The organism is Exiguobacterium sp. s123 (assembly GCF_018617075.1).
In the GTDB taxonomy this organism is placed as follows: domain Bacteria; phylum Bacillota; class Bacilli; order Exiguobacteriales; family Exiguobacteriaceae; genus Exiguobacterium; species Exiguobacterium profundum.
On the sequence record NZ_JACSJL010000003.1, the window covers coordinates 24,861 to 49,823 of the forward strand.

General features: G+C 48.3%; 22 protein-coding genes, 1 riboswitch and 1 other annotated feature. Of the genes, 12 read left to right on the forward strand and 10 right to left on the reverse strand.

Translation table 11 applies throughout. The features are described 5' to 3' along the window. Positions 1-100 precede the first annotated feature (100 nt). Together KNO72_RS06645 and KNO72_RS06650 are read right to left on the reverse strand one after the other, a co-directional pair. Complete coding sequence (locus KNO72_RS06645) at positions 101-2,224, reverse strand: MMPL family transporter (RefSeq protein WP_214685154.1); 2,124 nt, start codon at positions 2,222-2,224, stop codon at positions 101-103. Positions 2,225-2,315: 91 nt separating this feature from the next. Beyond that, positions 2,316-3,116 (reverse strand): hypothetical protein, encoded by an 801-nt coding sequence (locus KNO72_RS06650; RefSeq protein WP_078146142.1) that lies wholly within the window; start codon positions 3,114-3,116, stop codon positions 2,316-2,318. Positions 3,117-3,246: 130 nt separating this feature from the next. On the opposite strand from KNO72_RS06650, the gene KNO72_RS06655 reads away from it, so the two are divergent. Beyond that, complete coding sequence (locus KNO72_RS06655; protein ID WP_074034904.1) at positions 3,247-3,411, forward strand: YycC family protein; 165 nt, start codon at positions 3,247-3,249, stop codon at positions 3,409-3,411. A gap of 14 nt (positions 3,412-3,425) precedes the next feature. Here KNO72_RS06655 and pulA read toward each other — a convergent pair whose 3' ends face one another. Continuing rightward, positions 3,426-5,423, reverse strand: coding sequence for a type I pullulanase (pulA, locus tag KNO72_RS06660; protein ID WP_214685152.1), 1,998 nt, complete (start codon positions 5,421-5,423; stop codon positions 3,426-3,428). 68 nt (positions 5,424-5,491) lie between these two features. Here pulA and KNO72_RS06665 point away from each other — a divergent pair, with 68 nt between their 5' ends. Continuing rightward, the gene (locus KNO72_RS06665) at positions 5,492-5,983 is read left to right on the forward strand and encodes a YajQ family cyclic di-GMP-binding protein (protein WP_015880519.1); all 492 of its coding nucleotides are present in this window, start codon (positions 5,492-5,494) and stop codon (positions 5,981-5,983) included. Continuing rightward, complete coding sequence (locus tag KNO72_RS06670) at positions 5,980-6,558, forward strand: metallophosphoesterase family protein (RefSeq protein ID WP_214685149.1); 579 nt, start codon at positions 5,980-5,982, stop codon at positions 6,556-6,558. The genes KNO72_RS06665 and KNO72_RS06670 overlap by 4 nt, the downstream gene beginning before the upstream one ends. A gap of 534 nt (positions 6,559-7,092) precedes the next feature. Here the strand turns inward: KNO72_RS06670 and argS are convergent. Further along, on the reverse strand, positions 7,093-8,775 hold the full coding sequence (argS, locus tag KNO72_RS06675) for an arginine--tRNA ligase (RefSeq protein WP_214685147.1): 1,683 nt from the start codon (positions 8,773-8,775) through the stop codon (positions 7,093-7,095). Positions 8,776-8,832: 57 nt separating this feature from the next. Then, positions 8,833-9,044 (reverse strand) — a binding site (T-box leader). 154 nt (positions 9,045-9,198) lie between these two features. On the opposite strand from argS, the gene KNO72_RS06680 reads away from it, so the two are divergent. Continuing rightward, on the forward strand, positions 9,199-10,878 hold the full coding sequence (locus KNO72_RS06680; RefSeq protein WP_214685145.1) for a GGDEF domain-containing protein: 1,680 nt from the start codon (positions 9,199-9,201) through the stop codon (positions 10,876-10,878). Positions 10,879-10,976: 98 nt separating this feature from the next. Continuing rightward, positions 10,977-11,072: riboswitch (SAM riboswitch) on the forward strand. 67 nt (positions 11,073-11,139) lie between these two features. After that, on the forward strand, positions 11,140-12,423 hold the full coding sequence (locus KNO72_RS06685) for a Na+/H+ antiporter NhaC family protein (protein ID WP_196430354.1): 1,284 nt from the start codon (positions 11,140-11,142) through the stop codon (positions 12,421-12,423). Positions 12,424-12,440: 17 nt separating this feature from the next. Here KNO72_RS06685 and KNO72_RS06690 read toward each other — a convergent pair whose 3' ends face one another. Then, the gene (locus KNO72_RS06690; protein ID WP_214685143.1) at positions 12,441-13,085 is read right to left on the reverse strand and encodes a TVP38/TMEM64 family protein; all 645 of its coding nucleotides are present in this window, start codon (positions 13,083-13,085) and stop codon (positions 12,441-12,443) included. A gap of 225 nt (positions 13,086-13,310) precedes the next feature. Here KNO72_RS06690 and trhO point away from each other — a divergent pair, with 225 nt between their 5' ends. From trhO to ald, 4 genes are all read left to right on the forward strand, one after another. Beyond that, a complete protein-coding gene (gene trhO / locus KNO72_RS06695) occupies positions 13,311-14,252 on the forward strand; it encodes an oxygen-dependent tRNA uridine(34) hydroxylase TrhO (protein ID WP_214757564.1) in 942 nt (313 codons plus the stop codon). Between the two features lie 118 nt (positions 14,253-14,370). Then, positions 14,371-14,796: a divergent PAP2 family protein gene (locus tag KNO72_RS06700; protein ID WP_143180200.1), complete on the forward strand. Its 426-nt coding sequence runs from the start codon at positions 14,371-14,373 to the stop codon at positions 14,794-14,796. A gap of 91 nt (positions 14,797-14,887) precedes the next feature. Next, positions 14,888-16,111, forward strand: a complete 1,224-nt coding sequence (locus KNO72_RS06705; RefSeq protein WP_214685137.1) for a PucR family transcriptional regulator — start codon at positions 14,888-14,890, stop codon at positions 16,109-16,111. Positions 16,112-16,243: 132 nt separating this feature from the next. Continuing rightward, entirely contained in the window at positions 16,244-17,374 is a 1,131-nt protein-coding gene (gene ald, locus KNO72_RS06710; protein ID WP_214685135.1) for an alanine dehydrogenase, read from the forward strand. Between the two features lie 95 nt (positions 17,375-17,469). Here the strand turns inward: ald and murB are convergent, their stop codons facing one another. After that, positions 17,470-18,390 carry a UDP-N-acetylmuramate dehydrogenase gene (gene murB / locus KNO72_RS06715; protein ID WP_015880509.1) on the reverse strand — a complete coding sequence of 307 codons (921 nt, stop codon included), beginning with the start codon at positions 18,388-18,390 and terminating at the stop codon, positions 17,470-17,472. A gap of 155 nt (positions 18,391-18,545) precedes the next feature. Continuing rightward, complete coding sequence (locus KNO72_RS06720; RefSeq protein ID WP_214685133.1) at positions 18,546-19,196, reverse strand: diacylglycerol/polyprenol kinase family protein; 651 nt, start codon at positions 19,194-19,196, stop codon at positions 18,546-18,548. A 151-nt stretch (positions 19,197-19,347) separates the two neighbouring features. Between KNO72_RS06720 and KNO72_RS06725 the strand changes: the two genes are divergently transcribed. Then, entirely contained in the window at positions 19,348-19,971 is a 624-nt protein-coding gene (locus KNO72_RS06725; protein WP_015880507.1) for a DUF1836 domain-containing protein, read from the forward strand. 56 nt (positions 19,972-20,027) lie between these two features. On the opposite strand, the gene KNO72_RS06730 is transcribed toward KNO72_RS06725, so the two are convergent. Beyond that, positions 20,028-20,510: an LURP-one-related family protein gene (locus KNO72_RS06730; RefSeq protein ID WP_015880506.1), complete on the reverse strand. Its 483-nt coding sequence runs from the start codon at positions 20,508-20,510 to the stop codon at positions 20,028-20,030. Between the two features lie 217 nt (positions 20,511-20,727). After that, positions 20,728-21,222, reverse strand: a complete 495-nt coding sequence (locus KNO72_RS06735; protein ID WP_015880505.1) for a restriction endonuclease — start codon at positions 21,220-21,222, stop codon at positions 20,728-20,730. A 126-nt stretch (positions 21,223-21,348) separates the two neighbouring features. Here KNO72_RS06735 and KNO72_RS06740 point away from each other — a divergent pair, with 126 nt between their 5' ends. Then, positions 21,349-23,523 carry a PAS domain-containing sensor histidine kinase gene (locus tag KNO72_RS06740; RefSeq protein WP_214757566.1) on the forward strand — a complete coding sequence of 725 codons (2,175 nt, stop codon included), beginning with the start codon at positions 21,349-21,351 and terminating at the stop codon, positions 23,521-23,523. Then, on the forward strand, positions 23,520-24,590 hold the full coding sequence (locus tag KNO72_RS06745) for an SDR family oxidoreductase (protein ID WP_078146132.1): 1,071 nt from the start codon (positions 23,520-23,522) through the stop codon (positions 24,588-24,590). The genes KNO72_RS06740 and KNO72_RS06745 overlap by 4 nt, the downstream gene beginning before the upstream one ends. 69 nt (positions 24,591-24,659) lie before the next feature. Here the strand turns inward: KNO72_RS06745 and KNO72_RS06750 are convergent, their stop codons facing one another. Beyond that, positions 24,660-24,944: a hypothetical protein gene (locus KNO72_RS06750; protein WP_078146131.1), complete on the reverse strand. Its 285-nt coding sequence runs from the start codon at positions 24,942-24,944 to the stop codon at positions 24,660-24,662. Positions 24,945-24,963: the final 19 nt, after the last annotated feature.

Here is a 24,963-nt window from a genome sequence, read left to right on the forward strand (position 1 = left end):
CATGTCCTCTCGGTATCCATAAAGACCTTCCTTTCTCAAATTGCGCGTAATCTTGTACGTAGTTTACCACACATTTTGATTCAGTTCATGAATTTTACCTTTAGTGCATGTTACGTTTCGGTAAATCTTTCTTTCCGAACCACCACCAGTTCCAATCCCCGAACAGTTTCATGAGAGACGGAACGAGCAGGATCCGGATGATGGTCGCATCAATGAAGATGGCGAGCGCAATCCCCACGCCGAGCTGTTTGATCGGGCTCACACCCGTGAAGGCGAACGCACCCGTCACGACGATCATAATGATGGCGGCTGAAGTGATGATTTTACTCGTCTTCGCAAGCCCCATCTCCGTCGCATAGTCATTGTCGCCTGTCTCGCGGTAATATTCCTCGATTCGCGAAACAAGAAATACCTCATAGTCCATCGACAATCCAAAGACGAGTGAGAAGATGAACACCGGTGTCAAAATACTGATTGTTTCTGCATCGTACACATAACCTGATTCAAAAATGATGACGAGTAAACCGAACGTCGCCCCAAGACCAAGCACGTTCATGAGAATCGCCTTGATTGGAATCAAGATGGATCGGAACGCCCACATGAGGATGAAGAAGGTTGCCAAGATGACGGTGATGACCGCATAGGGAATGCTGTCATAAATCTCATCATAAATCTCTTCATTGAAGGCTGCCGGTCCGCCGACTTCAAACCCTTTGTCTCGCCAATCGCGTACGAATGCTTGCGCTTCTTTGTCACTCGGAGGTACATCGAAGCTGACATTCACGAGCGCCAAATCTGTATTCCCATCAAGGGTCACAAGTCGCTCAAGTGGGGCGAGTTGTTCTGGCGCCGCTTCGGCGAGTTGCGTAAACGTCTCAGGCGTCAATCCGGATGTCGTTAAGAAAGTCGAGACATTATCGACAATATCGACCTCGTTTAACTCATCTGTGAGACTCGTCAATTCCTCTAAAATCATCGGATCGGTCAAATCGTTCGCTTCGAATAAAAGGACCGCATCGGTCGAGTTATCCCCAAACACATCGTCCCACCGTTCGAGCGCCGCTCGTGATTCATAGGAAGTCGGGAGCGCATCGGCGTCCGGAATGTTCAACTCTAGGTCGCGCACGAACCAAAGACTCGGGAGTAGAATCAACAAAGCAATGAGCGTCATCGTCACCGGACGTCTCATCACGAAGCGAGCAAGCTTTTGCCAGCGCTTTTCAGATTTCGTCTCATCTGTCTTGATGATTCGTCCTTTATTTAAGGCGTCACCGACTAAGTAAAGTGATGATGGCAACAGAGTCAGTGCAGATAGCACGGCCCCCGCGACGGCAATGAGCGCACCGAGCGCGACCGCTTGGAAGACATCCACCTGAATAAAGAGTAGACCGGCCAACCCGACAAAGACACATAGACCTGAAAAGAGAATCGAGCGTCCCGCCGTCGCTACCGTCCGGACAATCGCCTCTTCTCTCGATTGCCCGCGCATCAACTCTTCACGGTAACGGTTGACGAGTAACAGTGAAAAATCAATCCCAAGCGCAATCGCAATCATGGCGACGGCATTGAGAACAAAGATAGATAATTCCATGTTTTGTGCAAAAAAGAATAGAGATCCCGCTGCGACAATAAAGGTAATCAACCCGACGAGTAACGGCATGAGCGCGGCGAGCGGCGTGCCGAAAACGAGCAACAACACGACAAGCGCGACCGGAATCCCGATCAACTCCGCTCGAATCAAGTCATTCTTCGAAGCTTCGTTTAAGTCGTCCGCAAATACTGGTTCTCCCGTCAAGCGGACTTCGGTATCTGTATCCACGATGAGCGCGTCTCGGACGGCATCGATTGAGGATTCCGCCGCATCATAATCTTCGAATTCCAGCACGAAATAGGATACGTCCCCGGAACGCGCGTCCGGATTCTCCGCCGGGGTAATCACGCCATCAATTGATGAAATTTCCCCAAAACGGTCTTGTTGTTCGTCCATGACCGCCTCCAGATTTCCTCCTTCAAATAAGACGATCATTGAAGCACCTGCTCGATCAAATCGTTCATTTAACTGATCTTCTACCTGTTGGAAACGTCCGTCTTGAATGGCAAACCCGTTTCCTCTCAACTCACCCGGGAGCTGTAGCCCGAAATAAACTGAACCCGCGAGTAAAATCGCCCATATGAGTAATACGCCATACCGAAAACGAACCAACTGCCTACCTAACCATTCCATTGATGTCACTCCTCCCTGTCTATCCATCTACTTCCCGTTTCTCGATTCATTCATCATCACTTCACAAAAAATTCCTGAACCTAGGTTCGGTTCAGGACTCTTGTCGTTCAAAGACTTGAAGCCAGCTATGGCAAAATCGTGGTGGTGCGGACAAGACGACGAGTCGATCCCCTCGTTCATCTAACAGCATTACCTTCAATAATTGGTTGTCTGCACACACGCTTGAGCAGAATAATTCTTCCTCTCGATGAAACAGTTGGAACGACTCTGTCGATGTGATCGCCGTCGTTTCTCCCACTTGATCGAGAATGACCGTGTCGCGGTTTCCTTCGTATGGAATGCGCCAGGTTTCTTTCGTCTTCACATTTTCAACTAAAAAATGATGAGTTCGTTCATCGAACAATGTCACACACGTTTCAGGTGTGAACCGTTCAAAATCATACGTCCCTTGATACGCTAGCTCGATGATGTTCCCAAAGACAGGGACTTCTTCATAGCGGCTATATCGAAACGTATGATCATGGAGGTTCAAGGCTACGACATCCGATTCGGCTGAATATAAGAAGATGTCATCGCCTTGCCAATAGTGCAAATTGCTAAACCAGTCTCCGTTGAATCGTTGAGGGATCGCATGCGTCTCCATCTGTCCTCGTTGTAAATCAATGACTCCGTAAAGTCCTTTTTCCTGGAACCATGCCACGGCACGTCTTGCATTCGGCTCCACATATAGGGCGCATGGTGTCCATTTCCAGTCGATCTCCCAGCGAATTTGAGACGACTCGTCAAAGAACAAAAATCCAGTTTGCGCCAAGTACAACATCCAACCTTCACCTACACGTTCAAGCCATTCGATCGTTTGATGAAATTGAAAGTCTGCTGTTTGTTTGTACATTTGATCACTTCCTAGTTTCAGCTTAGCAACGACCGAAACGAAATTCGATTTTGAATGTGTTCATTCAACACATTTTCGATTTTCCTGTATACTGACGGTAAAGACATATCGTTTAGAAAGGAGACCTTCCATGCGTCCATTACAACTATCACCAGAGACCGCAGTTGAACTCGCAAAAAAATTAAACGTCCCCCTCGAGGAACTGATGCATATGCCAAAACACATCCTCGTTCAAAAAATGATGCAACTCGAGGCATCTCAAACAGAGGAAGACACACCAAAGGAGACGGATTAACGTCTCCTTTTTGGTTACTGTTCTTTGCGTTTCCGCTTTCTCGATACATACCAGAGACCACCGATTACAGCGAGGGCCGCACCACCGGCCACAGCGTACTTGCTGTAATCTGGGCGACGTTCGGTTACGACTAGTGTCGAGAGTGGAGCGACCGTCATATAACGGTCCTCGACTTGACGTGGCGCCGTCAGATTAACGGTATGGTCCTCCACGTTCACCTCGAACTTGCCAGATGGAAGTTTGACCTCAACCGCCTCCTCGAGTGCGTTGTGGTAGACGATATGTCGTTCTACATATCCTTCCACATGACGGCTCAATTCAAAGGCAATCACACCCTCTGCTTCATCAAAGAAACGCAAGTGTTTGCGAATCTGTTCCGTGTTTTCGAGTCGGAAGAGCGGATACTGCTTACGCAGACGCAAGAGGCCTTTCACATATTCCACACTTGGCGCTTCTTGCTCCGCCCGGTTCCAGTCCATACGGTTGATGACTTCGCCTGAATTAAAGCTATTCTCATCCCCGTCTTTTGTCCGGAAAAATTCCTGTCCACTGTGAAGGAATGGAATCCCTTGACTTAGGAGCACAATCGACGTCGCCAAACGGTGGCGACGGCGACGTGTCGTCTCGTCATCTTCCGGATTCGTCACGGATAACTTGTCCCAAAGCGTCAAATTATCATGACATTCTACATAGTTGACGACCTGGTTCGGCTCATCAGCGAAACTTTGGCTCGTGATGCCACCAGCAATCCCTCGTTTCACATCTGCTGTCATATCCGTGTTTCCACTCACCCAGCCCGGTAAGTCTTCGATGAAGACGTCTCCTCGGACACCGTCTCGAATCCCATCATTGAATTGGGCGATGCGTGGCATCTTATGCGCATTATGCTGATTCGCTTTTTCACGAACCGGGATCGGTGTATCCAAATCCCAGCCTTCCCCGATGACAAGAATCGATGGGTCGACGCGGTCGAGCGCTTTCCGAATCTGGTTCATCGTTTTGACGTCATGGAGTCCCATCAAATCGAAGCGGAACCCATCAATCATGAATTCTTTCGCCCAGTACGTTACACACTCGACCATGAGCTTACGCATCATCGCACGCTCGGATGCCGTGTCATTCCCACATGCCGAACCATCCGCGAGTGTTCCGTCTTCGTTTAAGCGATAGTAATAGTCCGGGACGAATTGCCCGAGCGGTGTTGTCAACGCATCATACGTGTGGTTGAAGACAACGTCCATGATGACCCGGATGCCTCGATCGTGGAGCGCTTGAATCAGTGCCTTCAATTCGACAATTCGCGTCGCCGGGTCATCTGCCGACGAGGCGTAAGATCCTTCGACCGCAAAGTAATGAACCGGATCGTAACCCCAGTTATAATTGTCTTCCCCTTCACGTGACTCATTCACCGAGCCGTAGTCAAAGAACGGCATTAATTGGAGATGAGTGATTCCAAGCGAGGTAATATAATCGAGTCCTGTCGTGTAACCGCTCGTGGTCGTCGTACCCGTCTCGGTCATCCCTAAGAATTTCCCACGGTGCGTCGCCCCACTCTCTGGGTGACTCGTCAAATCACGGACGTGCGCCTCATAGATGACCGCCTCTTGTGAAGAATTGAATAGCGGACGTTCTTTGATCCAATGGTCCGGGTTCAAGGATGCCGGGTCAAGTAGACATCCACGCTTCCCATTCACTCCGACGACTTTCGCATACGGATCGAGCGACTCCACTTTCTTCCCATCAATCAGCGCTTCAAATACATAAAATTGACCTTCGAATAAGGCACGGTCGAGTTCGATCACCCACGTCCCCTTCTCAGCCGGCTCGAGCTCGAGTCGTTCAAACTTACGGGCACGGGCTGTTCGATATAACTTGACCGACATCTGTTCCGCTACCGGAGACCAAACTCGTAGTCGAATCTGTTCCCCTTTGAACGTCACCCCTAGGTCTTTCCCGTGATAGGCAACGTGATCTAAGTCTGCATGTGTGTGTTGATCCATTGTACGTTCCATCTCTTCACTCCTTCACTGCTTCAAATCTGCTATCATTATAACAAAACCACACAAAGGATGGATGAAACATGGCAAAAGACAATTCTTTCGATATCGTGTCCGAAATGAATCTTGAAGAAGTGAAGAACGCGATCCAAATCGCAGAAAAGGAAATTTTGAACCGCTACGACTTTAAAGGCTCAAAGAGTGAGATGTCGCTCGACAATGGCGACCTCGTCCTCATCTCGGATGACGACTATAAACTCGAGCAATTAAAAGACGTCTTGATCACAAAATTGATCAAACGCGGTGTCCCGACGAAAAACCTCGACTATCAAAAAGTAGAGAACGCACTCGGCGGAACGGTTCGCCAACGTGTGAAATTGAAAAGCGGCATCGACAAAGATGACGCGAAAAAAATCAACAACGCCATCAAGGAATCAAAACTAAAAGTCAAATCGCAAATCCAGGACGACCAAATTCGCGTGACAGGTAAGTCGCGTGACGATCTTCAGGCCGTCATGCAACTCGTACGTGAACTCGAGTTGTCCGTCGATGCCCAATTTACGAACTTCCGATGAAACTCGCCATCATCAGTGACCCACACGGTTCGTTTGATGATTTGAAGGCCGTTCTCGATGATGTCCGGCGAGAAACCGAGCACATTCTCTGTCTCGGGGATCTATATGAATGCCACATCGGGAAAAAACGACGTCACCAACGCTTTCATCATGTGGAAGACGTCGTGACGTATGATCCGAATTACGAAGCGCTACTCACATTTCCGAGTCTACGTGGTAATCAGGAAGAGCGAATCGACGAGGTGCTCGTCATCGACCATCCCGTGAAAACACGGATTTCCTTATTGCCGGAACAGACGACTCTCGAGGAAGCCCGCTTTTTACATGGGCATCAAGTCAAATGGAACGAAGACTGGGAACCGGTTGTCGAGAAAGGGAAATATCCACTCGTCTTCATCGGACATAGTCACATCCCCGGGATTTACCGAAAAGGAAAATCCTTGCCGTGGGAAATCGGGACACCGTTCCATTTGAAGAAAAAACGATATGTCATCAACGTCGGTGCTGTCATATTCGATCGGGAATGGTGTCTCTATGATACGGAAGCCCGGACGGTGACGCGGATGAAAGCGTGAATACAAAAAGGACCTCAATTTTTGAGGTCCAGGCTGTTGATGAACCAGATTGCATCTTGCAATCTGGTCCATCTTTTTTTGTGGGTTTCGATTTCTTGGGGCGTTCTGCCCCAAGAAATTGAAGACGTATTATGAGACGGTCCTTTCCAATCAACAGGTTAGGCAACTTTTTATGCTTTGTACAGTGACTGAAGCCAGATTGGCGCGTTGAACCTTCTCGATTCCGTCTGGTTCGCTTCATGTCGTTTTCAGGATTGAAGCGTTACATGTCGGATTCCTTCTTTTGATGATTTTTTCGGCCATCGAGGCCTTAGAAAAAGACAAACGGCCGTCAGATGACGACCGTTTGCGTTGCTCGCCCGACGGCGTCCCGACTCCGACAGGAAAGCAATCCGACGGAGACCCAGCAGCGACCTAGGTCGCGATGCGGCTCCGGGATTGCCTGCGGAAAGCGTGGGCGCCGGAAAGGCGAGCGATATGATTTATGTTAGTCAACAAGCTGGGCCTCAATTTTTTGAGGTCCTTTCGTCTGTCTTACATTTCTTCCGGCGCTTCGACACCGAGTAAACGGAGCCCTTCTGTCAATACGAGCGTCACTGCCTTGACGAGAGCGAGACGCGATTGTTTGCTCGCATCTTCCTCTAGGACGCGGACGTGACCGTAGTACTTGTTGAACGCTTGCGCGAGGTCGAGTACATAGCGGCTGATGATGGATGGTTCGCGGCGTTCATGTGCACGCGTGATGACGTGTGGGAACGCATTGAGCATCGTGACGACACCCCATGAATAGTCATCGTCTGCACCAGTGAATGGTGAGCCGTCATAGTTTCCTTTACGAAGGAGTGAGTTCGCACGAGCATTCGTGTATTGAACGTAAGGCCCTGTCTCTCCTTCGAACTTGAGCATGCTGTCGAGATCGAACTCGATGTTGTTGATGCGTTCGTTTTTCAAATCGTGGAAGACGACCGCGCCGACACCGACCATGCGTGCGACGTCTTCTGCGTTCGCAAGATCCGGGTTCTTCTGTTCGATGTTCGCTTGTGCTTTTTCGATTGCTTCTTTCAACACTTCTTCAAGAAGAACGATGCGTCCTTTACGTGTCGACATCTTTTTCCCTTCTTGCAAGATCAAGCCGAACGGCACGTGATGCATGCCATCAACAAAGTCATATCCAAGCTTACGAAGGACCGAGAAGAGTTGTTTGAAATGTAGCGCCTGTTCGCCACCGACGACATAGTTCGCTTGTACGAAGTTGTACGTCTCGTAACGATAGATCGCTGCTGCCAAGTCGCGTGTCGCGTACAATGTCGCGCCATCTTTCTTCTTGATCAAGCAAGGTGGCAAGTTCTCTTCCTCGAGCGAGACGACCATCGCGCCCTCACTTTCGACTAAGAGATTTTTCGCTTCGAGCATCTCGACGACGCGTGCCATTTTATCGTTATAGAACGCTTCCCCGTTGAAGCTTTCGAATTTCACACCGAGGAGGTCATATACTTTTTGGAACTCTTTAAGCGACTCGTCACGGAACCACTGCCAAAGCTCTGTCGCTTCCACATCACCATCTTCAAGCTTTTTGAACCAAGCACGACCTTCGTCTTCGAGTTCTGGTTGTGTCTTCGCCTCTTCGTGGAAATGGACGTATAATTTTAAAAGTTCTGCGATCGGGTTGGCGCGTACCGCTTCCTCATCGCCCCACTTCTTGTAGGCGACCATCAATTTCCCAAACTGAGTGCCCCAGTCTCCAAGGTGGTTGACGCCGACGACGTCATATCCGTTTTTACGTGCGATTTGGTTGATTGCATTCCCAATCACCGTCGAACGCAAGTGACCCATCGAGAACGGCTTCGCAATGTTTGGTGACGAGAAGTCCGTCACAATCGTTTCATTGCGTGCTTCGTGTGTCGCATATTCCGATTTTTCCTCAAGCACGGTGTTGATGATTTCTTTTGATACGACATCACGGCTCAAGAAGACGTTGACGTAAGGTCCCGCCGCCTCCACTTTCGTGAACAATGCATCGTTCAATTCATTTGCGATATCTGTCGCAATCATGACAGGTGCTTTTCGGTAAGCTTTCGCCAATTGGAAACACGGGAACGCGAGATCACCGTGCGCCTCGTGTTTTGGCTTCTCAATCAATGCTTCAATTTGGTCAATCGTGAGTTCTTCACCGATGACACGGGATAGTGCTTCTGCATACTTGCGTTCATAACTCATCTGTATGTCCTCCTTCTTCAATAACAACTCATAAAAAAAACGCCCTTTGCATAGATGCAAAGAGACGGGAATTCCCGCGGTACCACTCTTCTTGCCTGCATGATGCAGACCGCTTTATGGTGATAACGGTTCCCTCCGGCTATGCCTACTCTCGTTTCGGATAGCATCTCAAAAGTGCGTTTCGCGACGTTTGTCAGCCCAGGCTCTCACCAATCCCCAGGTCGCTTTGTTGACTAAACCATCGTTACTCTCTTTTTCATCGACTTTCGTCTATGCGGTTGAAAAGCAACTTCATTATAGAGGATATTCCCTGTATACTCAATGCTAGAATTCAAGCATGATAAAAGAAAGGCAGGACTCGCAAGAAATCATGACGAATCTTTACTATTATATCTTGAAATGTCCCATGCTAGGAGGGAACACATGAACCACTTTCGCAAGATGTCCGTGCTCGGTTGGAGCATATGGAGTGTTTTGTTCTGCTTCACCATCGGATTATTTACATTGGATGTGCTGCACGCCCCGACCATTGATCCGTTGTCCTTTATTTTAATCTCATTACTCGTCATCATCTTTCAACTCGATTCAATCGAAGTCAAAGGTGTGTACTTCACATTCTCTGAGAGTATCGTATTAATTCTTTTTCTATTCTTTGGATTTGAAACCGCACTCATCGTCAACCAGATTGGATTATTCGTCTTTCAATTCGCCAATTTGAGACCAAAAGTCGCCATACGCCGTTTTCGCTTCACCTATCCGTGGAACGCCATTACGGCATACTTAGAAATTGTCATTCCCGCTACCGTCTATCTCGCCCTCGGTGGGGTAACCGGCCTTGATTTTTATTCGCAAGAATCGTTTGTACCGCTTGCCGGGTTATTCTTTGCTATCTTGTTAAATACCGTATTTCAAAAATATCAGGTGAGATGGTGGTTCCGCGTCGATATCGCATTGAGCGACTTCATGAAAATCGCTTTCTACACATATGTCGTCAGTTTGATCTTCATCTTAGCGGCAGCGTTCTTCCGAGAGACGAATTTACTTGTCGTCAGTAGCATCGCGGCAGCGTTGACCTTCTTCATCAAACGACTTCTCATTCAAAAGGGACGACAGGATGCGTATAAATCTCTGATTGAACAGTACGACGAAGCGAAAGAAGCCGTCTCTTTATCACAGAGCGAAGCACAAGCCATTGAAGTCTTTTTAAGTCAGTGTGAACAATTGAACCATTACGATGAAGGATATATCGAGTTCAAACTGTTTGATCGCACACTCTACTTCGACTTGAAGACACGTCAACCGATTGATCGCCCCGTCGTATTTGCGCTACTGGATATCAGTCAACCTGTCGAGCCGGTCCTTGACTACGAGATGCGATTTGAGTGGGATGCCTCATTGTCTGACGCTTTTCATGACGACTACCACAGCTTCGTCTCGATTCGTTCGGAAGAGATTGAGGGAATTCGCACATGGATCGTGATGACGGGTGAACGCGTATATGGATATCCGAAGATTATCCAACATGAAATCATCAAGTTGCTCAAATCGTTCAATCGGACCATCAGCCGTTGTCATGAACGAGATCGTCTGTATACCGAGAGCCGGACGGATAGTTTGACTCTCCTCGCCAATGCCCGCGCCTTCTACGAATACGGGATTCAACAAATATCCGACATCTCGATGTATCCGATCTCGGTCGCCATGCTCGACATCGATTTCTTTAAAAAAATCAATGATACGTATGGCCATCAAGTCGGTGACCAAGTGTTGCAGGAATTTGGTCGACGTATCCGGCAAGCCCTTCGCGCTGATGACTTTGCCGCCCGTTATGGTGGGGAAGAGTTTATCTTGCTTCTCAATCATTGTGACATGTCTCAAGCCGTTGACATTGCAGAAAGAATTCGCCAGCAAATCGAAGCGAAACCGTTCCTTGTCGATCATCACGAGGTTTCTGTGACCGCGTCCATCGGGGTCGATACAATCGATGCGTTTGGAAATAAGCGCTTAGACGATACGATTCGAAACGCGGACCGTGCGCTATATGTCGGTGGGAAATATGCGGGACGTAACCGCGTGGCGCACTTCAACAATTTAACGACGTAAACTCCCCTTTCTCACATCGAATTGGGGAGTTTTTAAGTTGACAAGCAGATTTGAAACAGGTACGTTAGGGAACGTGTTTACTAATTGGATAGATTCACTTTTTATCGAGAGAGACGGAGGGACTGGCCCTGTGAAGTCTCGGCAGCGGGGAACCTGTGCCAAATCCAGCGGGCGTATTGCTCGAAAGATGAAAAGGGTATTTCGCACGAAGGACCTTTTTCTTAAGAAAGGGTCCTTTTTATTTTTAGTGAGGTGATTATTTTGGAACAACCAACAGCAAACAAATGGGCACTCTTGCCGTTACTCGTCTTCTTACTCTTCTTCATCGGGGCGGGTGTCTATTACGGAGACTTTTATAAGTTTCCGGTACTCGTCGCAGCCATCATCGCCTTGATGGTTGCGGCATTCATGACAAAAGGAAGTGCCACCCAAACCGTCGAGCGCATCGCGCAAGGAGCCGGCAATCCGGGCATCATCATCATGATTTTCATTTTCTTACTGGCTGGCGCCTTTTCAACGGTAGCGGAAGCCATCGGTGCCATCGACGCGACGGTCAACGCTGCCTTGACTTTATTACCGCCCTCGCTTCTCTTGAGTGGACTCTTCGTCATCGCCGCTTTCATTTCAATGGCGATGGGAACGTCGACGGGTACAATTGCGGCACTTGCACCGATCGCCCTCGGTATCCATGAAGAGAGTGGCGTCAATGTCGCCATCGCTGCCGCAGCCGTTGTCGGAGGGGCGATGTTCGGGGACAATCTCTCGTTCATCTCGGACACGACGATCGCTGCCGTCCGGACGCAACGAACGAACATGCGTGATAAATTCCGCACGAACTTCTGGATCGTGCTACCTGCTGCCATCATCACGACGGTTTTACTCGCCGTCTTGTCAAATGGGGAGTCAACGGTCGATGTCGCCGCATTCGAATGGTACAAACTGATTCCGTATCTTGCCGTCATCGGACTCGCATTGACAGGACTGAACGTCATTTTGGTTCTGTTAGGCGGCATCACGCTCACCGGCATCATCGGTCTCCTAGATGGAAGCCTATCCGTCACGGCGTTTGTGACAGCTATTGCGGACGGGATGATTGGCATGGCCGAAATTTCATTCCTGACGTTACTCATGGGTGGACTCGTCGGTCTCATCTCACACAACGGCGGACTCACGTATTTACGTGACGCGTTGACATCTCGTATTCAAAAACGTGCCGGTGCCGAATGGAGCATCGCTGGACTTGTCAGTGCGACAAACGTAGCGACGGCGAACAATACGATTTCCATTCTCGTAGCCGGTCCACTTGCAGCGAACATCGCGGACGAGTATGACATCGAACGGAAGAAATCAGCGAGCGTACTCGATATCTTCTCATGTGGTGTACAAGGAATTCTCCCATATGGAGCACAACTTCTCATCGCCGCAGAGTTGACGAAGACCGCATCGCCGGACCTCGTCCCGTTCATGTTCTATCCGTTCCTCCTCTTTATTTGTGGAGGAATCGCCATCGCATTCAATTTCCCACGTTTTAAAAAACAGTCATAAGTGAAAACACCCCTTGTTCAAAGGGGTGTTTGTCGTTTGGTTATCATTTCTTGTTTCAACTGCTCGTTTCGTTTCTTGAACGCCCGTCGTTTGAGCACTTCTTCAAGTCCTCGACTGATGGCCCATAATACGATGAGGAGCAGACCGAGCATGGATAAGCGAAACGGGCTTTGGATAAATTCTTCCCACTGGTCCCCAATGACAGAAAAAATCACGACGACGAGCAGTTTCCCGAATCCTGCCGCCATGATGAACGTACGGAGCGGCATCTGAATGAGCGCCAATAAATACGTGATCAAACTGACCGGGATGAATGGAAGAGAATATAAGAATCCGAGTGAGATCGGACTCATATGATTGATGCGTTCTAACCAATAGACCGCCGCCTTATGTTTCTCGAGCCAGCGTGTCATCGGTTTGCGGAACACATAACGGACGGCTGCAAAGACGACGATCGTTCCAAGAAGGTTCCCAATCCAGGATAAGAGGACCCCTAACAGAAAGCCGTATGTCGCCGCATTCGCAGAGATGATTAAAACGAGTGGTAAAAATGGAAAAATCGCTTCTAAAAACGGTGCACCTAGACCGGCCCATGGACCACCAGGCAAACTTTGAAGCCATTCGATCAATTGGATAATGTACTGTTGGAGAGAATTTAGCATAGTCGTTCCACCTTCAACTTTCGTTACTACTCTATTACCCGAATTCAATTTTCAAGACGCATCTCCCTGCATTCGTCAAAAAAAATTAAAAACCATTTGCGAAAATTCGTCGTGATATTTATCATATAATAATGGACTTGTGGTTGCAGGCAAGTCTATTCGTCGAACGACACAACCCAACGTTCGTTTTCCTGCAAAAAACTGAACACAGGGGAGCAACACAACATGGAAACAAAACCAATGCGGGTCTTGTTGTACTATAAGTACGTCAACATCGAAGACCCAGAAACACTCACGCAAGAACATTTGAAGTATTGTAAGGACCTCGGCATCAAAGGACGCATCTTGATTTCCTCCGAAGGAATCAACGGGACGTGCTCTGGTACTTGGGAGCAAACCGAGCAGTACATGAATGACTTGAAAGCAAACCCTCTCTTCAGCGATATCGAGTTCAAAATCGATGAAGTCGAAGAGCATGCCTTCAAGAAAATTTTTGTCCGTCACAAGAAAGAGCTCGTGACGTGGCGCTTTGATGGCGAGTTTGATGTACCGAAACAACACGGTGCATACCTTGAACCAGCAGAATGGAAAGAGATGATGAATCGTGATGATGTCGTCATCCTCGACGTTCGTAACAACTACGAGTACGAACTTGGTCACTTTAAAAATGCGATCAAAATCGATGTAGAGGCTTCACGTTACATGCCGGAATGGCTCGAAGAGAACAAGGACCTCTACGAAGGGAAAACACTTCTCACGTACTGTACCGGTGGCGTCCGTTGCGAGAAATTTACAGCATATATGCGTGACCAAGGTCACGACAACATCTTCCACCTTAAAGGTGGCGTCGCGATGTATGGTAAGGATGAAGCGACAAAAGGAGAGGACTGGGAAGGCGAGCTCTACGTCTTTGACGAGCGCATCAACGTCCCGGTTAACTCCGTGAACCCATCTGTCATCTCACACTGTATGCACTGTGGGACCGAGACGGTTCGTTACGTTAATTGTGCTAACCCGGAGTGCAATGTACAGCATTTCTGTTGTGAAGAGTGTGAACCAAAACAAATGCGTTCATGCTCGAAGGAGTGTCAAGAACACCCACGCAACCGTTATATCATCGATAACATTGCAGAGAAACTTCAGGAAACTGAAGGAGTAGTCGGGTAACAAAAATCGACCAGAAGATGTCTTGGAGAACGTGTCCAAGACATCTTTTTTTGACGAAATCTTAACGTCTAGCTTGCTCCTCTTTCGGGTATATTGAAGATACTATGTCAGACAGGAAGTGAATGCACGTATGTTTAACGAACCTTTACTCGCCGCGATTCTCGCTTGGTTTATCGCCCAAGCGGCCAAGCTCGTAACTGAACTCATTAAAACAAGAGATTTTGAAATTGAAATCATGTTCGCTTCAGGCGGCATGCCAAGTTCGCACTCGTCCACTGTCGTCGCACTCGCTACGGCAATCGGGCGAATGGAAGGCATTGACTCAAGTCTATTCGCTCTCGCTGTCGTCTTTGCCACCATCGTCATGTATGATGCGACCGGAGTTCGGCAGGCGGTCGGTTTCCAAGCACGGCTCTTGAACGATTATTTCAAAGGAATCAAACATGAGACCCCGCTCTTGAATGAGCTTGTCGGCCATACGCCGTTCCAGGTTATCGTCGGAGCGCTACTCGGTCTCGTCGTCGGATTGTTTTTCCCAATGTAATGGAACAAGGTATGTCATTTCTCGCACTCTTGATTCTTTTTGTGAAGTTTCACAAAGAAGAAGTTATACTCAAGAGAGAGGAGGAATCGACATGCCTTTTTTGCAGAAATCTTACGAGTCACTCGATACACTCGCCGAAGCCATCGGACAAGCGATTCGAGCACCAATCACGATCGAGAACCGCCACCACCAATTGCTCGCCTATAGCACCCACCCCGATTCGACCGACCCGGCCAGGATTGCGACCATCATCGGGCGTCGTGTCCCAGAAGCCGTCATCGAAGATCTATGGGAGAGTGGCATTTTACAAGAAGTCATCGACCAAGATGAACCCGTCGTCATCCCGGCCCGTCTCGCCGTCGGTCTCGGAGAACGCGCAGCCATCGTCATCAAACAACATGATGAAGTACTCGGCTATATTTGGAGCTTGGCTCGGACGAATCCGTTCAGCACTCAAGAACTAGCTATCCTGCAAGAAGGGGCAACCATCGCCAAAAAATTACTGATGACCATTGCGATGCATGAGCGGCGAATCAGCGCCGAGCTCGAGCGCTTCTTATTAGATGTACTCGCTTCCCCGACTCTCACGGATGCCAATCGCGAACGATTGAACGAGCTTGCCCCGATTGCTGTCGCCAGTCGGTTGACGGTCATCGAATGCGCTCAACCGATCACCCCTCAACTTGCGGAACGCCTTCACTATGTGCTCGCGACGCAAGAGGCCATTGAAGTCGTTTTACATGCCATCGACGGTCAGCAGCTACTCGTCTGGCACTATATGAAGTCTGAACTCTCCGATGAAGAGACCGCACTCATTGCCTGGGCGGAACGATTCGAACAATTGCTTCAAGACAAGTTCAGCGAATCCGAACCACACCTTGGCATCAGTCGACGTTTTTTCGAAAGTGACATGTTATATGCCGCAGCGGAAGAAGCGCGACGGGTGACCACGCTGCGTCGCAAGTTCCCGCTCGAACTCTCGACTTCCCGTGCATTTGAGCAGATCGGCATTTATCAACTCGTCCCGGAACTCGCTCGGCGTATCGGGCTCCGACTTGAAACCCATCCGACCGTCGAACGGTTGCAACATTATGACTCATCCCATCAGACCGAACTCGTGAAGACACTCGAATGGTATTTTTATTTTGATGGGAACGTCAAACGAGTCGCCGCCCATCTTCATATCCATCCGAATACCGTTCTGTATCGGATTCGCCGCATCGAAGAGTTGACGAATATCACGCAAGTTTCCTTACCCGAACGGTCCATGATTTATTTAGCCATTAAGGCTGGTCAATATCGATTAGAAGACTAGACGTTTGCTTTGTGATTTTTCACAAAGTGAGCGTCTTCGTTTTTAGAATCCATGATAAAGACAGCGTTTTCGAATGGGTCTATACTAGGGGTGTGAACAATTTGTGTCAACGGAATGAAAGGGGAATGTTCCATGAAAATCGGGGTATTGAAAGAGATTAAAAACAATGAAAATCGGGTGGCCTTAACACCGATGGGTGCATTTATGTTAACGGAGCTTGGTCATGATGTATTCGTCGAAACGAATGCCGGACTCGGTAGCGGCTTCACGAATATGGAATATATTGATGCTGGTGCGACAATTCTTGAAACGGCGAAAGAAGTTTGGGAAGGCGTTGAACTCGCTCTCAAAGTAAAAGAACCACAACCGTCTGAGTATCAATACTTCCGTCCTGACTTGACGCTCTTCACTTATCTACACCTTGCGGCGGAGCCGGAATTAACGAAAGCGCTCGTCGATTCAAGGATTACAGCGATCGCCTACGAGACGGTAGAAGTGGACCGCACGTTACCACTCCTCACACCGATGAGTGAAGTGGCGGGACGTATGGCTGCGCAAATCGGAGCCCAAATCCTCGAAAAACCACATGGTGGAAAGGGAATCTTAATGTCTGGTCTCCCAGGTGTGCCTCGTGCGAACGTCACGGTCATCGGAGGCGGTGTCGTCGGAACGAATGCAGCTCGAATCGCAATTGGTCTTGGGGCGAGCGTGACGTTGATGGACATTAGCCCGGCTCGTCTTCGTCAAATCGACGACTTGTTCGGAAACACAATCAATACGTTGATCTCAAATAAATACAACATTGCGAAACAAGTGGCTGAGAGTGACCTTGTGATTGGTGCCGTGCTCATCCCAGGAGCAAAAGCACCGAAACTCGTCACGGAAGAAATGGTACAGCGCATGTCGCCTGGTTCGGTCATCGTCGACGTCGCCATCGACCAAGGTGGAATTTGTGAGACGATCGACCATATCACGACGCATGATGCGCCAACGTATGAGCGCTATGGCGTGCAACACTACGCTGTCGCTAACATGCCAGGTGCCGTGCCACGCACATCGACGATGGGTCTGACAAACGCGACGATGCCATATATCATCGAGTGTGCACAAAAAGGCGTATTCCCAGCACTTCTTGAAAACGAGGCGCTTCTCAAAGGCCTAAACGTCATCAACGGAACGGTCACGTATGAAGCGGTCGCGCGGGATTTGGAATATCCGTTCGTTCCTGCCCATGAGGCAGTCTCGAAACAAACACAAGCTTAACCCTTAAGACGATGAGATGCCCGTTCTCATCGTCTTTTCTCTATACCAAAAAGAAGGAATCGAACGCCATCGTCCGATTCCTTCTTTATTATGCGTTATGCGTTCTCAACGGCGATATCTTCCCCGATGATTTTCACTTCCGGCTCTAATTCCACTTCGAATTTCTCTTTAACGGTCGCCTGGACGTGACGGATGAGTGAAATGTACTCAGTCGCCGTCGCCTCATCAATATTGACGATGAAGCCCGCATGTTTGAGCGAGACTTCCGCTCCTCCGATGCGTTTCCCTTGCAGACCTGAGTCTTGAATCAACTTGCCGGCAAAATAGCCAGGCGGACGTTTGAACACACTTCCACATGAAGGATATTCAAGCGGCTGTTTCGATTCCCGTTTATACGTCAAGTCGTCCATGACTTCTTTGATCAATTCATAGTTTTTCGGTTCTAGTTCGAACGTCGCCTCGAGTACGATCAAGCCCTCTTTCGAGACACGGCTCGTTCGGTAGTCAAGATCGAGTTCATCTTTAGATAAATGAAGTACTTGACCATCCTGCGTCAACACCGTCGCAGATGTGATGACATCCTTCGTCTCTCCGCCGTATGCACCTGCGTTCATGTAGACGGCCCCACCGACCGTCCCAGGGATCCCACATGCGAACTCGAGGCCGGATAACCCCTCTGCTAATGCTTGACGTGAGACGTCGATAATCGCCGCTCCTGCCTGCGCAATCATTTGATTCCCTTCTCGACGAATCGAGTCGAGTTCATTCAAGTTCAAAACGATTCCACGGATGCCACCATCGCGGACGATCAAGTTTGAACCGAAGCCAAGAATCATAAACGGCATCGCTTCTTGATGGGCCAGTTGTAAGACGGCCTGTACTTCTTCGTACGTGTGTGGAGCCACGAAGTAATCTGCCTTACCGCCTAGTTTTGTATACGTGTGTGCCGACAACGGCTCGTCTTGAAGGACGCGCTCGGCCGGAATGATCATCTGGAGTTGCTGTAAAAAGCTCATGCGTTCACTCAATCCTTTATGTTCTATTTAATCAGTGTCTCGGTCCCATCTCACTCGTTCCGAGCACGTCACTGAATGGTTTCAGTACGAATCACAGTATACAAATGATTATTGGACGTGACAAGCAACGTTTTTCTTACAAATTCATGATTAGTTTATAGCAATAGCGATGTCGCAATGGCAACGATGATAGGAATTGTAAAGTTATCCCAATCTCGATATGAAATCGCTTCAGTTAGCGTAGCGATGATGGAAATGATAAACCCATATGTTACCACTTGCCAAAGGACGACATCATTCCACAAAAACAATAAAAATAAGACAGCATACGAGCTTAGAAACATGGCGATGCTTCCTTGGAAAGAACGCTTTTGGCCATATAAATCATAAACGACCGTCCCATATTTACGCCCGATGAGTGCTGCCATCCCGTCCCCCCAGGCGAGGACGAGTGACCCGGCTAAAAACGCGATCGGCTCAGACTCGAAGAAGAAGTATAAAATAATGAGCAATGCAATCGGATAGTATACGGTCCCGAATGATTTCCGCTCCGTTTGATGCACCGGTGACGGGCTTTTATACAAAAGGACCGCATTCGCAAATGTGAAGAAGATGAGCGGGACTGCCGCGACGTACCATGAATCCATTAACCAAACTGCTAGTAACGACCAATGTCCGACTGCGATATGTACACTTTTTCGAATCGTTTCATCCGTCCATCCAAGACGTTTCCCGACTTGCTCGAGACCCACGAGAAACACGAGGACGACTACAATGGAAAGAATCGAACGAATCCATTCATTCATTGCTTGACCACCTTCATATATAGAGTGTGTATGATACCGTCATTATACCTTAATCAGTGCCCGTCCTAGCTTACTTTTCAAACATTTGGTAGAATGAGGTCAAATGACTGTATAGCCAACGTACGCTGTTGGCGATAGAAAGGGTGGCCGTATGCGCGACGCAACTTCAATTCAAACTTTGGCAGATTGCCTTCATTTTATGCAGGTCGGAGAAATCGAGCGAGCCATCGCCCTCTTCCCTGAAGACGTGCGTGAACATTTCCCAAAAGAGCTTCGAAAAATCCACTTGTTTCATATTGAAAAGAACGGCTTATCGATTAATCAAATCGTCGCCCTCGCTAACGCATTGACCGGCGAGCATCTCTCCGCGACGACGATTCAAAACTGGACGAAGCGTGAAGTCCGTAAAATCATCGGTGTCCCACGAATCGGTAAAAAGTATTCCTTGCATCAAGCGGCAATCATTTATCTCCTTGATGACTTGAAACACCTTTTTTCCCTCGAAGAGACGAGTTCCTTGTTGGCGCTCATCTTCAACAACCCTGACCGGGACGAAGACGACTTCATCAAACCGATTGATTTTTATCGACTTTACGCGGAGTATGCGAAGTCAACAAGCCCGATCGACCTTCTCGATACACGGGCGAAGCGTTCGCTCGAAAAGATGAACTATGAACATCCAAATATCATTCACGTCTTGAAGCTTTGTCTATACGCACATCGGGTGACGACACTCGAACTCGAGGCCAAGCACTATTTGAACCGTTTCATTTGATGAGACGGTTTTTTCGTATCAAAAAACACCGGTCTCTTGACCGGTGCTCGTCATCGTTATGAGACAGATGCTGCGAGCGGCATCCGTGATTTGACCGTTAACGTCTTTAAGACGGAAAGGAGTTCGAACATCGATAACTGATCGGCTTCTTTCGTTAAGCAGAACGTATCGTCTTCTTGTTTCCGTAGTTCCGCGACAAGTTTACCTGCTTTGTCGCGAACGCTAAACTTGTGACGTTCCACATCATATTGAATCGTGAAGAGTCCGCGTTCATAGACGTTGTACTCACACTTTTTCCCGAATAACGAGAACTTGTCTTTCAATTGACCAATCGCCTGTCCATCATGGTTCATCACGACCCATTTTTGGCAGTTTGGGATGTATTTCCCATGAGCGATCTGTCGTCCAGACAAATTGTGCACTTGGACACTGCCTTCCGCGTCGCGGTGAACAGATCCGATCGCATCATTTGTCTCGTCATAAATGGTCGCCTCACCTTGTGTAAAGACGCAACCTTTTACATAAATTAATTTGCGCACCGCTTTTTCCTCCTAGCACGTTCCAACCGTGATTGTTTGTATGTGTACGGTCGGGTATTACTGAAAACCCCAATCGTTTCTCTGTGTAGTTTTTATCTCGTTTCAACTACTACATATTTCATATGACGAAGATGATTATTGCATCGTTTAAAGAAAAAGACAACCCTTTTTTTTCGACATCATTTGGATTCTGTCGAACTTGTGAACAAGCCTATTCTCATCGCTTATATCCCGCTTCTTTTAAAAGTTCTTCAAGCTCCATTCTTGCAATCAGACGAACTTGATTTGGCGCCGCCAATTCGTATGCGCTGTCCGTGAAATTCGAGTTCGTCACGACCCAGCCTTCGTGTGCTTGATAATAGGGAACGGCCGCTGCAATTTGTTGAACCGCTTCGAGTCCGACAGTCTTTTCATAACGCTTTGCTTGAACGGCAATCGACCATCCATCCGGTGTCTCCAATAACAAGTCAGCACCAAAGTCACGTGATGCTGGAGTCACCGTGACCGTGTAACCAAGCGCGGTGAACACTTCCTCTAAAAATAATTCAAACTCCCGACCATCCATCCGATCAATGCGGTCGATGGTCGACAGCCTTACTTTCCATATAAACCATGCAATTCCAAGCAAGAGAAGCAGTACGCTGCTCCAAAGCGGTGCCTCGAACCACCATAAACATATGGCACCGATGATCCCAATGAGTAATCCAATCATGCTCATCTTTCCTTTCCAATTCCTCTCCCTCACTTTACCGTTTTGAGGGCAGGAAATGAAAGGGGGATCTGTCGAATGATATAGAAGATGTGCTCGTCTGACACCACGAAGGAGGGATGACTGTTCATGGAGAATCATTCCAATCTCCAAAGTGAGTTACTTCATGCATTACCTTACGGAGTTGCGTTAATACAGAAAGATGGAACAATCGTTCAGGCAAACCGTCCGTTTCTCGAGCAGTTTCCTGAGAATCTACAGAGACGTTCGAACCTTTTCCATATGGTCAATCAGTCACCGATTACGATGGAATTGTCTCGTCGGATGGAACAAGGACTACCTTGGATGTATGAACTGCCAACGATGCGAGTACACGCCATTCCGTGGGAAAATCAATATATCCTCTCCATTGAGCCATTGCCCCATGATACACGCGTGACGATTCAACACAACGCTTTTGAGGCGATGATGCACACCGAACTCGACATGGCGATGATCATGACGGATGCGAATCTGTTGATTACTCGTTTCAATCAGGGGGCCACGGAACTGTTTGGCTATGCGCCCCATGAAGTGCTCTACGAAATGACACCGTTCGCTTTATTTGAATCGAGAGAATTAAGTGAAAAGCGCTCTGCTTATCAAGACGAGACGGAACGGTTGCTATCGTTCGAACAAATGTTGCGCCTCGCACTCGACAAAGGTGACCGGGAATGGAAGTTTCAATGTAAAGACCGGACACATTTCATCGGCAAACTATTCATGCATCCCGTATACGAGCAAGAGCAACTCATCGGCTTCTTTTTCTTCGTATTTGATGTGAGTTCCGAGATTGAGTTGAAACGTGAGCTCCGTTATAAGGAACAGCGTTATCGCATGTTTGCCGAATCGGTCATCGAAGCCGTTCTGTTCCATGAAGATGGGATGATTCTCGATGCGAACAAGGCAGCGGAATCCATCTTTAAAATCCCTGCAGAGCAAATGATGGGACGCCAGACGATCGAGTTTATCGCGGAAGGGTACCGGGCCGATGTGTTGCGACGCATTCGCAATCACATTCAAACGCCATACGAAGTGATTGGTCGTCGGCAAGATGGAACGTTCTTAGAACTAGAAGTGTATCCGAAAGAAGTGACGTATCAAGGGCAAACGTTACGAGTCGCGGTCATGCGTGATATCAGCGACCGTAAAAAAGTAGAGCGTATGCTCGAACGTGAAAAAAATGCCATCGCCCGTCAGCGCGATATCATCCAGTCAATCTTACAAGCATCGAATGAAGCGTTCGTTTTGACCGAATCGAACGGGAGTGTCTTGTTCATGAACGTCCACGCAAGACGACTCATGGACTTACCTGGGATTGCTCCAAACAAAATTCAGGAGCGTATCCCGCTCCTCTCCACGTTCCGTCCTCGTGACAGGAGCGAGATGCTACGAAAGATGGATCAACTTCTCGATGGGACAGCGCGTGAAGTATCGATGCGTTTCTCCATCCCACAGCCAAACGACCGAGATGAAGAATACTATGAGATGTATGGAACGACGATGGATACAAAACGACAAATCGGTATGGATAGTGGATTCTTGTTTGTGTTTCGTAACCGAACCGAGGAAGAGCGGATGGACCAGATTAAAAATGAACTGGTGAGCACGGTCTCACATGAACTAAGAACTCCTCTTTCTTCATTATCGGGATATATTGAATTGATGCTCGCTCGAGATTTGACGCCTGAAAAACGAGAGCGCTTCTTGAAGACGATGTCGCGGGAAGCGAAACGATTGACCGTCCTACTCAACGACTTTTTGGACATCCAACGCATGGAAGATGGTCACCAAGAATATAAACAAGATTATTTCGCTTTGAATGAACTTGTCTTAGAAGTGATTGAACGCTTCCGCGAAACGAGTGATCATACCATTCATTTCGATCATGCGGATGATGACTTGTATCTCGTTGCCGACCGAGATCGCATCGAGCAAGTTCTCGTCAATTTGATTTCAAATGCAATCAAATATTCTCCGAATGGACAGGAAATCGAAGTGCGGGTCCGAAAAGACAACGATCAAGCTCATGTCTCCATTCGTGATTTTGGAATCGGGATTCCCGAGCACGCCTTTGAAAAGTTGTTTACTAAGTTTTATCGGGTCGATAATTCGGATACACGTAAAATTGGTGGAACCGGTCTCGGGTTGTCGATTTGTAAAGAAATTATCGAATCACATGGTGGGAGCATCGAAGTGGAATCGACAGTCGGGAAAGGGTCGACTTTTACATTCACATTAGACTTAGCGGAGGAAACGTCATGAACAATTATGCCTTTACCGGATTCCCTGGTTTTTTAGCAGGAAAATTAATTGAACACCTCGCTTCGTTACCGCATCAAATCGGAGTCATCTATGCCTTGCATCTTCCGAATCAACAACGTGATGCAGAAGAGCTACGAGATACGCTACTGTCAACGACGTCGCTTGCGCCACATCAGCTCGTCCTTGTCGAAGCAGACATCACGTTACCCGAAGTGATTCTCGACCCGATCATGCGGTCTGTCATTGAACGAGATGTCCATTACGTCTTCCACCTCGCTGCCGCATATGACTTGAGTATTTCGTATGACGTCGGCTATCGCGTCAACATCCTCGGGACCAAGCATGTGACCGCGTTCGCCAAACGCTCGAAACAATTGAAGCGTTACGTGTACTTTAGTACCGCCTATATCGCCGGACGTCGTCGTGGAACGGTCTATGAAAATGAATTATGGCACCGAGTCCAGTTCAAAAATCATTATGAAGCGACTAAATATGAAGCAGAGGCACTCGTTTCGCGAGAAATGGGAGGCATGCCCATCACCATCATTCGTCCTGGCATCGTAATCGGACATAGTCGCACGGGCGAAACGAAAAAGTTCGACGGTGTCTATTTCGTCTTACAATTGATGACACAACTCCAACAGATGCGCCCACTCCCTTACATCGGGCGGGCGAACGTTGAGGTAAACCTCGTTCCGTACGATTATGTAGTAGAAGCGACCGCTTTCTTAGCGCATTCTCCAAACGGTCTAAAGCGGACATTCCATTTGACGGATCCGTTCCCACACGGCGCACGCGAGGTGTATCGTATGTTGCATGAGACGATGTTTCAGCGCTCTCCTCGCGGGACCGTTCCTCATGCCGTTGCCGACGCGGCATTCACTGCTTGGAATGGTGCCAAACGGCTCGAGGTTCCTCACGAACTATTGGAGTACTTTAAACATCCCGTTCACTATGACACGACACAAACGATACGGGCGCTCGACGGAACGGGCATCGTTTGTCCGGACCTCCAGGATTACCTCCCAGAGATTGTCCATTATTTCATGGCACACAAAAAGCCCTGATTCGTCAGGGCTTCAACTATGATTGGAACCAAAAGAACACGTGTACGTTCGATCACAGCGTACACGTGTTTACATCTCATCCACATCGTTACGAGACACCGCTTGATCGTGAAGCAGACGCTCGAGGACGAGGATATAGACCAATGCCACAAGGAGCCCTACGATACTAGGAAGAACCGCAATGATGTCATCCTCCAAATACGCAGTCGGAATCAAGTAAACCAATAGCAACTTCACACCAGACATCAACATCAACGAGGAGAGTAACACAAGCGTTACCGCTCGTTTCGACACGTCCCCGAAGAAGGGGCGTCCTGTCTTCTCCCCTTTTGTCATACCAAGCCAAGATAACAAGTCAAAAGCCTCCTCGATC

Bases quoted from the DNA above. Each gene is read 5' to 3' on its own strand.
- KNO72_RS06645 (WP_214685154.1), bottom strand. From the start codon at position 2,224: ATGGAATGGTTAGGTAGGCAGTTGGTTCGTTTTCGGTATGGCGTATTA.
- KNO72_RS06650 (WP_078146142.1), bottom strand. From the start codon at position 3,116: ATGTACAAACAAACAGCAGACTTTCAATTTCATCAAACGATCGAATGG.
- KNO72_RS06655 (WP_074034904.1), top strand. From the start codon at position 3,247: ATGCGTCCATTACAACTATCACCAGAGACCGCAGTTGAACTCGCAAAA.
- pulA (WP_214685152.1), bottom strand. From the start codon at position 5,423: ATGGAACGTACAATGGATCAACACACACATGCAGACTTAGATCACGTT.
- KNO72_RS06665 (WP_015880519.1), top strand. From the start codon at position 5,492: ATGGCAAAAGACAATTCTTTCGATATCGTGTCCGAAATGAATCTTGAA.
- KNO72_RS06670 (WP_214685149.1), top strand. From the start codon at position 5,980: ATGAAACTCGCCATCATCAGTGACCCACACGGTTCGTTTGATGATTTG.
- argS (WP_214685147.1), bottom strand. From the start codon at position 8,775: ATGAGTTATGAACGCAAGTATGCAGAAGCACTATCCCGTGTCATCGGT.
- KNO72_RS06680 (WP_214685145.1), top strand. From the start codon at position 9,199: ATGAACCACTTTCGCAAGATGTCCGTGCTCGGTTGGAGCATATGGAGT.
- KNO72_RS06690 (WP_214685143.1), bottom strand. From the start codon at position 13,085: ATGCTAAATTCTCTCCAACAGTACATTATCCAATTGATCGAATGGCTT.
- trhO (WP_214757564.1), top strand. From the start codon at position 13,311: ATGGAAACAAAACCAATGCGGGTCTTGTTGTACTATAAGTACGTCAAC.
- KNO72_RS06705 (WP_214685137.1), top strand. From the start codon at position 14,888: ATGCCTTTTTTGCAGAAATCTTACGAGTCACTCGATACACTCGCCGAA.
- ald (WP_214685135.1), top strand. From the start codon at position 16,244: ATGAAAATCGGGGTATTGAAAGAGATTAAAAACAATGAAAATCGGGTG.
- murB (WP_015880509.1), bottom strand. From the start codon at position 18,390: ATGAGCTTTTTACAGCAACTCCAGATGATCATTCCGGCCGAGCGCGTC.
- KNO72_RS06720 (WP_214685133.1), bottom strand. From the start codon at position 19,196: ATGAATGAATGGATTCGTTCGATTCTTTCCATTGTAGTCGTCCTCGTG.
- KNO72_RS06725 (WP_015880507.1), top strand. From the start codon at position 19,348: ATGCGCGACGCAACTTCAATTCAAACTTTGGCAGATTGCCTTCATTTT.
- KNO72_RS06735 (WP_015880505.1), bottom strand. From the start codon at position 21,222: ATGATTGGATTACTCATTGGGATCATCGGTGCCATATGTTTATGGTGG.
- KNO72_RS06740 (WP_214757566.1), top strand. From the start codon at position 21,349: ATGGAGAATCATTCCAATCTCCAAAGTGAGTTACTTCATGCATTACCT.
- KNO72_RS06745 (WP_078146132.1), top strand. From the start codon at position 23,520: ATGAACAATTATGCCTTTACCGGATTCCCTGGTTTTTTAGCAGGAAAA.